This window comes from Streptomyces sp. NPDC046859 (genome assembly GCF_040645135.1).
Taxonomy (GTDB): Bacteria; Actinomycetota; Actinomycetes; order Streptomycetales; family Streptomycetaceae; genus Streptomyces.
Genome location: NZ_JBEYXR010000012.1, coordinates 68,794 through 81,016 on the forward strand (window position 1 = coordinate 68,794; position 12,223 = coordinate 81,016).

Annotated in this window: 12 protein-coding genes; 5 read left to right on the top strand and 7 right to left on the bottom strand. The window is 73.2% G+C overall.

Going from position 1 to position 12,223, the window contains the following annotated elements; genetic code table 11:
- Positions 1 to 104: 104 nt before the first annotated feature.
- Together ABZ899_RS19430 and ABZ899_RS19435 are read left to right on the top strand one after the other, a co-directional pair.
- On the top strand, positions 105 to 794 hold the full coding sequence (locus tag ABZ899_RS19430; RefSeq protein ID WP_361347412.1) for a response regulator transcription factor: 690 nt from the start codon (positions 105 to 107) through the stop codon (positions 792 to 794).
- Positions 791 to 2,263: a HAMP domain-containing sensor histidine kinase gene (locus ABZ899_RS19435; RefSeq protein ID WP_361347415.1), complete on the top strand. Its 1,473-nt coding sequence runs from the start codon at positions 791 to 793 to the stop codon at positions 2,261 to 2,263. The genes ABZ899_RS19430 and ABZ899_RS19435 overlap by 4 nt, the downstream gene beginning before the upstream one ends.
- A gap of 25 nt (positions 2,264 to 2,288) precedes the next feature.
- On the opposite strand, the gene ABZ899_RS19440 is transcribed toward ABZ899_RS19435, so the two are convergent.
- From ABZ899_RS19440 to ABZ899_RS19450, 3 genes are all read right to left on the bottom strand, one after another.
- Positions 2,289 to 3,845 carry an ABC transporter substrate-binding protein gene (locus ABZ899_RS19440; RefSeq protein ID WP_361347418.1) on the bottom strand — a complete coding sequence of 519 codons (1,557 nt, stop codon included), beginning with the start codon at positions 3,843 to 3,845 and terminating at the stop codon, positions 2,289 to 2,291.
- Positions 3,846 to 4,044: 199 nt separating this feature from the next.
- A complete protein-coding gene (locus tag ABZ899_RS19445; protein WP_361347421.1) occupies positions 4,045 to 5,373 on the bottom strand; it encodes a metallophosphoesterase in 1,329 nt (442 codons plus the stop codon).
- 59 nt (positions 5,374 to 5,432) lie between these two features.
- Positions 5,433 to 5,672, bottom strand: a complete 240-nt coding sequence (locus ABZ899_RS19450; protein ID WP_361347424.1) for a hypothetical protein — start codon at positions 5,670 to 5,672, stop codon at positions 5,433 to 5,435.
- A gap of 91 nt (positions 5,673 to 5,763) precedes the next feature.
- Here ABZ899_RS19450 and ABZ899_RS19455 point away from each other — a divergent pair, with 91 nt between their 5' ends.
- The gene (locus ABZ899_RS19455; protein WP_361347426.1) at positions 5,764 to 7,035 is read left to right on the top strand and encodes a D-alanyl-D-alanine carboxypeptidase; all 1,272 of its coding nucleotides are present in this window, start codon (positions 5,764 to 5,766) and stop codon (positions 7,033 to 7,035) included.
- Here ABZ899_RS19455 and ABZ899_RS19460 read toward each other — a convergent pair.
- From ABZ899_RS19460 to ABZ899_RS19475, 4 genes are read right to left on the bottom strand one after another with little or no spacing between them, the layout of a single operon-like run.
- A complete protein-coding gene (locus tag ABZ899_RS19460; protein ID WP_361347429.1) occupies positions 6,983 to 7,954 on the bottom strand; it encodes a YihY/virulence factor BrkB family protein in 972 nt (323 codons plus the stop codon). The two genes, ABZ899_RS19455 and ABZ899_RS19460, sit on opposite strands and share 53 nt — an antisense overlap.
- Positions 7,942 to 8,376: a GtrA family protein gene (locus ABZ899_RS19465; protein WP_361347431.1), complete on the bottom strand. Its 435-nt coding sequence runs from the start codon at positions 8,374 to 8,376 to the stop codon at positions 7,942 to 7,944. The genes ABZ899_RS19460 and ABZ899_RS19465 overlap by 13 nt, the downstream gene beginning before the upstream one ends.
- On the bottom strand, positions 8,370 to 9,362 hold the full coding sequence (locus ABZ899_RS19470) for a decaprenyl-phosphate phosphoribosyltransferase (RefSeq protein ID WP_361347434.1): 993 nt from the start codon (positions 9,360 to 9,362) through the stop codon (positions 8,370 to 8,372). Before ABZ899_RS19470 ends, ABZ899_RS19465 begins: the two co-directional genes overlap by 7 nt.
- Positions 9,355 to 9,891 carry a phosphatase PAP2 family protein gene (locus tag ABZ899_RS19475; protein ID WP_361347436.1) on the bottom strand — a complete coding sequence of 179 codons (537 nt, stop codon included), beginning with the start codon at positions 9,889 to 9,891 and terminating at the stop codon, positions 9,355 to 9,357. Before ABZ899_RS19475 ends, ABZ899_RS19470 begins: the two co-directional genes overlap by 8 nt.
- A gap of 133 nt (positions 9,892 to 10,024) precedes the next feature.
- On the opposite strand from ABZ899_RS19475, the gene ABZ899_RS19480 reads away from it, so the two are divergent.
- The gene (locus ABZ899_RS19480) at positions 10,025 to 11,380 is read left to right on the top strand and encodes an FAD-binding oxidoreductase (protein ID WP_361347439.1); all 1,356 of its coding nucleotides are present in this window, start codon (positions 10,025 to 10,027) and stop codon (positions 11,378 to 11,380) included.
- An 87-nt stretch (positions 11,381 to 11,467) separates the two neighbouring features.
- Entirely contained in the window at positions 11,468 to 12,223 is a 756-nt protein-coding gene (locus ABZ899_RS19485; protein WP_361347442.1) for a decaprenylphospho-beta-D-erythro-pentofuranosid-2-ulose 2-reductase, read from the top strand.

Genomic DNA, 12,223 nt, shown 5'->3' on the forward strand with positions numbered 1-12,223 from the left:
ATTGGGGGCGCGCCCGCCCGCGCGGCAGTCGACGCCCATGACTCTCAAGGAACTCCAAAGACGGAACCGGCCCTGCCGCGCGCGGGCCCGCCGATACTGGGGGCATGACGACGGCTTCAGGCACCGTGCTGGTCGTGGAGGACGAGGAGAGCATCGCGGACGTCCTCCGGATCGCCCTGCGCTACCACCGGTTCGAGGTGATGACGGCGTGCACCGTCCGCGACGCGGTCGCCCTCGCCGAGCGCACCCGCCCGGACGTGGCGCTGCTCGACGTCATGCTCCCGGACGGCGACGGGCGCGCCCTCGGCCGGGAGCTGCGGCGCACCCGGCCCGAGCTGGCCCTGGTCTTCCTCACCGCGCGCGACGCCCCGGCGGAGATCGTCGGTGCCCTCGGCTTCGGCGACGACTACATCACCAAGCCGTTCGACGTGGACGTGGTCGTCGCCCGGATCACGGCGGTGCTGCGCCGCACCCGCCCCGCCGACGTCCTGGCCCAGCGCCCGCCGCTGCGCTACGGCGACCTGGAGCTGGACGAGACGACGTACTCGGTGCGCCGCGCGGGCCGCACGGTCGAACTGACCCCCACCGAGTACGCGCTGCTGCGCTTCCTGGTGCGCAACGGCGGACGGGTCGTGCCCAAGGAGCAACTCCTGCGCCACGTCTGGCAGTACGAGCACACCCCGCCGGAGTCGACCGTGGTCGAGACGTACATCAGCTACCTGCGCCGCAAGCTGGACACCTTGGGGCCGCCGGTGATCACCACCCGGCGCGGCGTCGGATACGGGCTGGCATGAGGGTCCGGCGCCTGCTGGAGCGGTGCCGGCGCCGCGGCATACGTTCGCTGCGCGGCAAGCTGACCCTGGTGAACGTCGCGCTGCTGGCCGCGGGCATCGTCGTCGCGACCGCCGTCAGCCTGATGACCGCGCGGTTCTATCTGCTCGACAAGGTCGACACCGAGCTGAAGAGCGCGCGCGGCACCCTCAGCCAGGCCGGGTTCACGCTGCGCCAGATCGAGTCGCTGAGCGAACTGGGCATCGCCCTGGACAGGTTCAGCGGGGACGGCGCCACGGACACCGACCCGCTGCCGGGCCCGTCCATGGTGTACGTCGCCGTCGGCCCCACCGGGGAGCCGGTCGCTCTCGGCCCGCTGCGGCCGACGCCCCGCCAGCACGCCCTCGCGTCGGCCGTCGACGATCCGACGGCACTGGCCGCCGACGAGGAGCCGACGGACGTCACGGTGGAGGGCGAGCGCTACCGGATGGCGGGGGCCCGGCTGGCGGACGGCACCGTCGTGCTGGTCGCCGTGCCCACCGAGGGACTGCACGAGGGCATGGGCAAGGCGCTCAAGATGGACCTGGCCGTCGGCACCGCCCTGCTGGCCCTGCTGGGCTGCCTGACGATGTTCGGCGTGCGCCGGCGGCTGCGGCCGCTGGAGGACATGGTGGAGACGTCGTCGGCCATCGCCGAGGGCGATCTGACCCGGCGGGTCCCCTCCAGCAGCGACGCCACCCTGGAGGTCGAGCAGCTGCGGCTGGCCCTGAACTCCATGCTGCACCAGGTGGAGTCCGCGTACCGCACACGCGAGCACAGTGCGGCCCAGCTGCGGCGCTTCGTCGGCGACGCCTCGCACGAGCTGCGCACCCCGCTGTCCGCGATCCGCGGCTATCTCCAGCTGTACGACAAGGGGATGCTGCCGGACCAGGCCGAGCGCAAACGGGTCTGGGACCGGATGAACGGCGAGGTGAACCGGATGGGCCGGCTCGTCGACGAACTGCTCACCCTGGCCCGCCTCGACCAGCGGCCCGCCCTGCGGTTCCGCAACGTGGATCTGAGCCGTCTGGTGCGGGAGGCGGCGGAGGACCTGCGGGTGCAGCAGCCCGAACGGCCGCTGACCGTCGGCGCCGAGGGGTCGCTCCTCGTGCACGCCGACGAGTCGGGGCTGCGCCAGGTGCTGGGCAATCTGCTGAGCAACGTCCGCACGCACACGCCCGCCGACGTGCCGGTGCGGCTGGAGGTGGAGCGGGACGACAAGACCGTACGGCTGTGCGTGCGCGACCGGGGGCCGGGGCTGTGCGAGGAGGACGCGGCCCGGGTCTTCGACCGGTTCTTCCGGGCCGGCGGGGGCGCGGGCAGCGGGCTGGGCCTGGCGATCGTGCAGGGCGTGGTGGAGGCGCACGGCGGTGAGGTCGCCGTGCGGACGGCGCCCGGCGAGGGGCTGGCGGTCACGGTGACCCTGCCGGCGCCGGCGGTGCCCGTCTCCTGACACCGCCGGCCGGGTGTGTCCCGCGTCAGATCCAGTCGAGGCTCCACAGCCGGAACACGCCGGTGCCGTCCGAGAGGTACTGCCCGCCGCCGACGTCCTCGGTGGTGACGACGTACTCCTTGGCCTGCCAGAGCGGGATCACCGGCACGTCCCGGGCGACGGCCTCCTGCAGGTCGTGGAAGTCCCGGGTGGCCTGCGCGCGGTCGGCGTACCGCTGGCTGGCGGTGATCAGCCGGTCGACCGTCCTGTCGCTGTAGCCGGTGTTCATGGTGCCCTTGGTGCCGACGAGGGGGCTGCCGTAGGTGTCCGGGTCGGGGAAGTCGGCGACCCAGCCGACGGCGTACGCGTCGAGTTCACCGCCCGCCCACCGCTTCTGGAAGTCGGTCCACTCGTAGCCCTTGACGTCCACCTTGAACAGGCCGCTCGCCTCCAGTTGCTGCTTGATCTCCTCGGCCTCCTCGGCACCGGAGCCGCGACCGGTGGCGTAGCCGTAGGTGAAGCGCACCGGCAGGCTGATCCCGGCGTTCTGGAGCAGGGCGCGCGCCTTCGCGGCGCTCTGCTTCGGGTAGGCGTCGAAGAACGAGGTGGTGTGCCCGGTGATGCCGCTCGGGATCAGCGAGTACAGGGGGTCGACGGTCCCCTTGTAGACGGTCGCGGCCAGCCTCTCGCGGTCCACCAGCCACGCCATGGCCTTGCGCACCCGCACGTCGTGCAGCGGGGAGGAGGCGCGGGTGTCGAAGTAGAGGTTGCGGACCTCGGAGCTGTCGGCCTCCGAGACGCGCTGGTCGGTGTCGGCCGCGTCCAGTCCGGCGAGGACGCGGGGCGGGAGCGTGCGCGTGGCCACGTCGATCCGCCGGTCGGTCCAGGCGTCGCCCAGGGCGTTCCCGTCGGAGTAGTAGCGCAGTGCGACCGGGGTGGCGCTGCCGCTGACGGCGCCCTTGTACCGGGGGTTGGGGTCGAGCAGGGCCTGCTTGCCCTCGCTGTAGCCGGACAGCGTGTACGGGCCGGTGCCGTCGACGGAGTCACCGGTGCGCAGCTCGCCCGCCGGGTACTTCTCCCGGTCGACGATGGCGCCCGCGCCGGTGGCGACCTTGAGCGGGAACGTGGCGTCCGGCGACGACAGCCGGAAGGTGACGGTACGGCCGCTCGCGCGCACCGAGCCGAGCGTGTCCAGCAGGGAGACGGGGCCGACGTCCGAGTTGATCCGCTTGACCCGGTCGAAGGAGTACTTGACGTCCTCCCCCGTCATCGCCCGCCCGCTCGGGAACGTGATGCCCTCGCGCAGCTCGCAGCGGTACATCCGCAGACCGCCGCCGACGAAGCCGCAGCTCTGCGCGGCGTCCGGGACGGGGGTGACGCCGCCCGGCTCGAAGGTCAGCAGCGACTGGAAGACGTTGCTGAACAACGCCCACGAGCCGGCGTCGTAGGCGCCGGCCGGGTCGAGCGAGGTGACGGCGTCCGTCGTGCCGACCGTGATCGTTCTTTCCTGGTTCTGCTGTGACGGCAGCAACTGCCAGCCACCCACCCCCACGGCTGCCAGCACCAGCAGCGTCGCGAGAATCCGCATGCGAACCGTACGCATGGGTGTGCCCTCTCCCCAGGCCCCGCAGGGCCCCCGCATGAAGCTGTCCGATTTTTCACGCCACTCCCCTAAGTGGCGGGCACACCTAATCACACGGGTTTCATCGGGCGGAAGAGGATTCTGGCGACATGGGAAAGAACTTACCTACGGGTGTTTCCAGCAGGTTTCACCATTCGGCCACGCCGCAGGCACACACGGGTCAGGCCTGACGGGACGCCAACTCGATCACGGTGATGTCGGAGGGAGCGCCCACGCGCGTGGGCGGGCCCCAGGCGCCCGCGCCCCGGCTGACGTACAGCTGGGTGTCGCCGTAGCGCTCCAGTCCGACCACCGTGGGGTTCGCCAGCTCGGCGATGAGGTTGGCCGGCCAGAGCTGGCCGCCGTGGGTGTGCCCGGAGAGCTGGAGGTCGACGCCGTGCTCGACGGCGTCGTGGATCTGGACCGGCTGGTGGGCGAGGAGCACGCACGCGCGCCCCCGGTCGCGGTCGCCCAGTGCCCGCGCGAAGTCGGGACCCTGCCCCTCGTCCTCGCCCGCCACGTCGTTGACGCCGGCGAGGTCGAAGTGGGGCAGTTCCGTGCGGGCGTTCTCCAGGGGGCGCAGGCCCAGCCGGCGCACCTCCTGGACCCATTGCGCGGCGCCCGAGAAGTACTCGTGGTTGCCGGTGACGAAGAAGCTGCCGTCGCGCGCCCGGAGCCGCGCGAGCGGTGCGGCCGCCGGGCCGAGGTCCTTGACGCTGCCGTCCACCAGGTCCCCGACGACCGCGATGAGGTCGGGCTGGGTGCCGTTGATCGTGTCGACGACCTTCTGCGCGAAGCCGCGGCCCAGCACCGGGCCGAGGTGGATGTCGCTGACGACGGCGATCCGGTAACCGTGCGCCGCGCGCGGGAGCTTGGCCAGCGGGACGGTGACCCGCTTCACCCTGGGGCCGCGCAGCACGGACCGCGTGCCGTGGCCGACGGTGCCGACGGCGGCCGCCGCGGCGGTGCCGGCGACCACCCGCGAGACGAACAGGCGCCGGGTGGGCCGGGGTCGGGGGTCGTCCGAGCCGCCGGCGTCCGCCGGGGGCGGGCCGGCGGTGAGCGTCGGTGTGCGGCCCGTGGCCGGGGACGCGCCCCGGGGGCCGCGCGGGCCGGCTGCCGCGGCGGCCGGGGCGGCCACCTCGGTCGCGTCCGGCTCCGGCCGCGCCGCGGGTTCCTCGGCGCCCGCCCGCCGGTCGAGCCACCGGCGCAGCAGCGGCCGTACGAGCTCACCGGCCAGCAGGTACAGCAGCAGGTACAGCGACAGGGCCAGCCACAGGAAGCCCGGCCAGGCCAGGACCTGCTGGAGCCAGAAGGGCGCGCCCGCGCGCTCGGCGACCAGGGCGCCGAGCGCCAGCGCCCATCCGCCGGCGATCACGGCCGCGCCCACGCGGCGCACGGTCCCGGGAGCGCGGGTCGTGTCGCGGAAGAGGCGGCGCCACATCCACCAGTTGCCCGTCACCAGGACGGACACCACTAGCAGTGCGACGAGCGCGAAGACGATGACCACGCCGGCGTTCCCTTTCCCTCACGTGTGTCCGGTGAACGTCCGGCCCGGTGGCCGAGTTCCTATGACGTCCGGCGCAGTGCGCGCACTCCGCGCAACCCGATGGCCCCGACGACCGTCCCCAGTACGAAGGAGACGACGGCGAGCAGCAGATGCACCCAGAAGTACGCCGTGGGCCGTCCGTCCTCGAACGCGAGCCCGCTGCTGTCCTTGATCAGGTTTTTGACGAAAGTGACCCAGATGACCCAGCTCCACACTCCGAAGGCGAGCAGGAACCAGGACACGGGGCGGCTGAGCTTCATGTCCTCAGTATCGCCGCCCCCGGCCGGGTGCGCGGAGCGGGGTGAGGTGGGGAACGGGACTTCCCTGGGAGCGCCCTGTACGTTTCCGCTCGTGCCCGCACCCACGAAGACCGCCAGGCGTGGCCTGCTGGTCGCCTCCGCCGTCCTGTCGTCCCTCGCGCTGACCGCACCCGTCTCGTACGCGGCCCCCCGGCCGTCGCCGAGCACGAGTCCGTCGGCCACACCCCCGGCGGACATGTCGACCGTGGGCGGGGAGCTGCTGGGCCGGCCCGGCACCCAGGTGACGGGCGGCGCCCCCGTCCTGCCGAAGGACCTGTCGGCCCGCTCCTGGATCGTCGCCGACGCCGAGTCCGGCGAGGTGCTCGCGGCGCACAACGCGCACTGGCGGCTGGCGCCGGCGAGCACCCTGAAGATGCTGTTCGCCGACACCGTGCTGCCCCGCTTCCCGAAGACCACCGAGCACAAGGTGGCCGTGTCCGACCTGGCCGGGGTCGGCGCCGGCTCCAGCGTGGTCGGCATAAAGGAGGACGAGACGTACTCGGTGCACGACCTGTGGCTCGGTGTCTTCCTGGCCTCCGGCAACGACGCCGTGCACGTGCTGTCCGCGATGAACGGCGGCGTCGGCAAGACCGTGCGGGAGATGAACGAGCACGCCGAGGAGCTCCAGGCCCTCGACACGCACGTGGTCTCCCCCGACGGGTACGACGCCCCAGGCCAGGTCTCGTCGGCGTACGACCTGACGCTGTTCGCGCGCTCCGGGCTGCAGAAGAAGGACTTCCGGGAGTACTGCTCGACGGTCACCACGAAGTTCCCGGGTGCGACGAAGAAGAGCAAGGGCAAGTCGGTGCGCGGGTCCTTCGAGATCCAGAACACCAACCGGCTGCTGCGCGGCGACTCGGACATCTCGGTCTATCCGGGCATCGCCGGGGTGAAGAACGGTTACACCACCAACGCCGGCCACACCTTCACCGGGGTCGCCGAGCGCGCCGGCAGGGTCCTGCTCGTCACGGTGATGAACCCCGAGAAGCAGGAGCACAACGAGGTCTACAAGGAGTCCGCACGGCTGCTCGACTGGGGCTTCCAGGCGGCCGGCAAGGTGCAGCCGGTGGGTGAGCTGGTGGCGCCGAAGAGCGCCCAGACCGGCGAGCAGCCCGGCGCCGGGTCCGGGGAGGCCGGGGGCGCCACGAGCGCGGAGAAGTCCTCGGAGCCCGCGATGGGCGCCTCCACGGCCGGCGGAGCGGGCGGCATCGGGGTCGCGCTCGGCATCGCCGCGGGCGTCCTCGCGCTGCTCGGCGCGGGCGTCTTCCTGGTCAACCGCCGGTGGCCGCTGCCCGACCTGGTGCGCCGCCGGGGCCGTTCCTGACCCCTTTGCCGTCGGACGGGTCCGGGCCGCCGGAGGTCTCCGGTGCCGCGGACCCGTCCCCCAGTTCGGCCTCCTTGCTGCCGGTCGCCGTCCAGGCCGCGCAGAACACCACCAGTTTCGATGTGAAGTTGATCCACAGCAGCAGGGCGACGGGCACGCCGAACGCCCCGTACATGCTCTTCGTGGCCACGCCCTGGATGTAGCCGCTGAGCAGCAGCTTCAGCAGTTCGAAGCCGATCGCGCCGATCAGGGCGGCCACCAGCAGCCGGCGGCGCGGCGGTTCGACGCCCGGCAGCAGGGTCAGCACGTACAGCAGGACCAGGAAGCCGGCGAGGACCGCGACCAGGAAGGCGGCGACCCGCAGCAGGACCCCGCCCCAGCCGCCCTCGTCCACGCCGAGCTGACGGGTCGTCCAGCCGACCGCCGCGGAGGCGACGGTGGACGCGAGGATCGTCACCAGGATCGCGCCGCCCAGACCGACCAGGACGACGGCGTCCTTGGCCTTGTGCAGCAGCGGGTTCTCCTCCTCGTCGGGCAGCTCCCACACCGCGCGCAGGCACTCGCGCACCGAGCCCACCCAGCTGATGCCGGTGAGCAGCAGGGCGGCTCCGGCGATGAGTCCGACGGTGCCGGCGTTCTGCACGAGGGCGTCGATGTCGAGCTGGTCGGAGATGCCGGGGACCTGGTCGGCCAGCCTGTCCTGGAGCTCGTCCTGCTGCTCCTTGCCGAGCGTCGCGGCCGCGATCGCCGCCGCCACGGTGAGCAGCGGGAACAGCGCGACGAAGCTCACGAAGGTCATCGCCGCCGCCAGCCGCGTCCATTTCACCCGGTCGAGGCGCTCGTAGGACCGCCAGACGTGCGTGGTCATCAGCCGGGCCACCCAGGGGCCCACGACGGGGAGTCTCCTCAACCAGTCCACGATCCGACTCTCCCCTCCGCACGGAACACCCATGTCCGTGTGCCCCAGAACCGCAGGACCGTAGCCAGCGCCATGCCGACAACCGCCCCCGAGACGGTGTCCGCGCGCTGGGAGGTGAACCCGAGCCCGTAGTGGCTGACGGCCAGGCAGAGCAGCTGGACGGCGGCTCCGGCGGCGTTCACCGCGAGGAAGGCGGCGTAGGGGCGCGGTCCGCGCGGCCGGGTGTGCCGGTAGGTGCCGAGGGCGTTCCCGGCGTAGGCGACCGTGCAGCCGGCGAGGAAGGACAGGCCCTTGGCGGTGAGCGGGCCGAGCCCCGCGGGCCCGCGCAGGGCGGTGAACAGCGCGAGGTCGACGGCGTAGGCGGAGAGCCCGGCGGCGGCGAACCCCACCACCTCGCGGCGGGTGGGCCGCGCCCCTACCAATTGGCCACCGCCAGCCCGTACATCGTCATCCACACCACCCCGATGACCGCCAGGGCCCGGTCGCGCAGGACCACCTCCTCGGGCTCGCCCGCGGTGCCCCGGTCGGCGAACACGGCGTACCGCAGGATCGCGAGGACGAAGGCGACCATGGACAGCTGGCGCCAGGGCAGCACGCTGGTGTGCGGAACACCGCCCTCCTCCAGGGCCCACAGGCAGTACCCGAGCACGGCGACCCCGGCCGCGAGCTGCCAGACGAAACGCAGGTAGCCGGGGGTGTACTCGGTGAGCAACGCGCGTGTGGCGCCCGCCTTCCCGGCCATCTGGACGGCTTCGGAGTAGCGCTTGGCCGCCACCATGAACAGCGCTCCGAACCCGGTGGTGATGAGGAACCAGCGCGAGAGCGGGATGCCGAGCGCGAGCCCGCCGGCCACGGCCCGCATCAGGAAGCCGGTCGTGACGACCGCGAGGTCGACCACGAGGACGTGTTTGAGCCGCACGCAGTACGCCAGTTGCATGCCGACGTAGGCCACCAGCAGGGCCGCGACGGCCGGGGCGGCCAGCCAGGCGGCGAGGGCGGGCGCGAGGACGGCGAGAGTGCCGCCGGCCGCGTAGGCGACGGGGACGGGCACCTGCCCGGCGGCGACCGGGCGCCGGCGCTTGGTGGGGTGGGCGCGGTCCGCCTCGGCGTCGCGGGCGTCGTTGACCAGGTACACGGCGGCGGCGCAGGCGGTGAAGAGCGCGAAGACGAGAGCCACTTGGGTCAGGGCGTGCACCGAGAGGAGCCGGCCCGCGGCGGCCGGAGCGGCGACGACCAGGACGTTCTTGACCCACTGCTTGGGACGCGCGGTCCTGAGCAGGCCCATCGCCATTCCTCGCGGGCCACGTCCGCCGGAGGGGGGTGCCGTCCGTGGCGCCGGTCTGCGCTGCTCGTGGAGCGTCGCCTCCCTGGTGCCCGCGGCGCTCGTCAGGGGACCGGCCTCAGCCATGAGCGCCTCCCGTGCCCATCCAGCGTGCTCCGAGGCGCACCGTGAGCGCGCCGAGGGCCGCGCCCGCGGCCACGTCCGAGGGGTAGTGCACGCCGACGACGAGACGGGACAGGCACATCGCGGCGGCGAGCGGCGCGAGCGCGGGCGCGCCGAGCGCACCGAAGGCGACGGCGGCGGCGGTGGCGGAGGCGGCGTGGGAGCTCGGGAAGGAGTGCCGGCCGGCGGTGCGCACCAGCGGTTCGACGTGCGCCGGGCGCGGGCGGCGCACGACCCGTTTGACCGCCATGCTGACGAGGTGCGCGCCGGCCGTGAGTGCCGTGCCGCGCAGCCAGGCGCCGCGCCGCCCACCGTCCACGGCGGCCCCCGCCAGCCCCGCCGCCAGCCACAGCGCGCCGTGTTCGCCCGTCCAGGACAGGGCGCGGGCGGCGCCGGCGATCCGCGGGTCGCGGGCACGGGCGTGCAGGGCGGTCAGGATGCGGTGGTCCGCGCCCCGAAGACCTGGCTGATCGATGGCGTCGAGGTGGTCCATGTGGACCCACTGTTCACGCCCACGGGGCCATCATTACGGCAATATTGGGCGACATCCCATTAATCACCCATTTCGGGGAGGGAAGGAATGTTTCAGAAGTAATGCCGCACGAGCGGGCGCTACGGTCGCCGACATGCCTGCCGAGACCGTCTCCGTCACGGGATGGGGCCGCACCGCCCCCACCACCTCCCAGCTGATCCGCCCTCGGACCTACGAGGAGGCCGCGGCGGCGGTCCGTGACTGCGGGGCGCGCGGCGGCATCCCGCGGGGCCTGGGGCGGGCGTACGGGGACGCGGCGCAGAACGCCGGAGGCGCGATCTTCGACATGACCGGCCTGGACCGTGTGCACGCCGTCGACGCGGCGGGCGGGGTCGTCTCGTGCGACGCGGGCGTCTCCCTGCACCGGCTCATGGAGGTCCTGCTGCCGCTCGGCTGGTTCGTGCCCGTCACCCCCGGGACCCGCTATGTGACGGTCGGCGGCGCGATCGGCGCGGACATCCACGGCAAGAACCACCATGTGTCCGGTTCCTTCTCCCGGCACGTCCTGTCGCTGGAACTCCTCACCGCCGACGGCGAGATCCGCACGGTCCCGCGCGGCACCCCCCTGTTCGACGCCACCACCGGCGGCATGGGCCTGACCGGCGTGATCCTCACCGCCACCCTGCAACTCCAGCCGGTGCAGACCTCGCTGATGACGGTCGACACCGAGCGGGCGAACGACCTGGACGACGTGATGGCCAGGATGACGGCCACCGACGACCAGTACCGGTACTCGGTCGCCTGGATCGACCTGCTGGCGCGCGGCGCCGCGACCGGGCGCGCGGTGCTCACCCGAGGCGACCACGCCCCCCTGGAGGCGCTGCCGAAGGGCACGCGCGCGCGTAGGCACCCGCTCGCCTTCCGGCCCTTCCGGCTGCCCGCCGTCCCCGCCGTGCTGCCCGAGGGGCTGCTGAGCCGCCATACCGTCGGCTGGTTCAACGGGCTCTGGTACCGCAGGGCCCCCCGCGCGCGTACCGGGCAGCTCCAGAGGCTGTCCGCCTTCTTCCACCCGCTGGACGGGGTGCCGCACTGGAACCGGATCTACGGCCGGGGCGGCTTCGTGCAGTACCAGTTCACCGTCGGGCACGGCCAGGAGGACACCCTGCGCAGGATCGTGCGGCGGGTGTCCGAGCACCGCTGCCCGTCCTTCCTGGCCGTGCTCAAGCGGTTCGGGGACGCCGACCCGGGCTGGCTCTCGTTCCCCCGGCCCGGCTGGACCCTGGCCCTGGACATCCCCGCCGGACTGCCCGGCCTGGGCGCCCTCCTGGACACCCTGGACGAGGACGTGGCCTCGGCCGGCGGACGCGTCTACCTCGCCAAGGACTCCCGGCTGCGGCCCGAACTGCTCGCCGCGATGTACCCGCGCCTGGACGACTTCCGCGCGCTGCGCGCCCGCCTGGACCCGCGCGGCGTCCTCGTCTCGGACCTGGCCCGCCGCCTCGACCTCTAGGGGGTGTCTTGTCGATCACGCCGGGAGCCCGGCCTGATCGACAAGACACCCCCTAGCCCCCGGCCCCACTACCCCCAAGGAGCTGTCGTGAAGGACGCCTTCGGCATTCCCCAGTCCCTGCTCGTCCTCGGCGGCACATCCGAGATCGCGCTGGCCACCGCCCGCCGGCTGATCGCGCGCCGCACCCGCACCGTCTGGCTGGCGGGCCGCCCCTCGCCCGCCCTGGACCGGTCCGCCGCCGATCTGCGCGCCCTGGGGGCCGACGTGCGCACGGTCGCCTTCGACGCACTCGACCCCGAGTCCCACGAGGCGGTGCTCGGCAAGGTGTTCGCCGAGGGCGACATCGACATGGTGCTGCTCGCCTTCGGCATCCTCGGCGACCAGGCGCGCGACGAGCGCGAGCCGCTGAACGCGGTCCGGGTCGCCCAGACCAACTACACGGGTGCCGTGTCCGCCGCCCTGGTCAGCGCCTGCGCCCTGCAGTCCCAGGGGCACGGCTCGCTGGTGGTGCTGTCCTCGGTCGCCGGTGAGCGGGCGCGCCGCGTCAACTTCATCTACGGCTCCAGCAAGGCCGGCCTGGACGCCTTCACGCAGGGACTGGGCGACGCGCTGCACGGCACCGGCGTGCACGTCATGGTCGTGCGCCCCGGGTTCGTGCGCTCGAAGATGACCGCCGACCGCGAGGAGGCGCCGTTCGCGACCACCCCGGAGGCGGTCGCCACGGCGATCGAGGTGGGGCTGCGGCGGCGCTCGGAGACGGTGTGGGTGCCCGGCGCGCTGCGGGTGGTGATGTCGGCGCTGCGGCACGTCCCGCGCGCGGTCTTCCGCCGGCTGCCCGTTTGA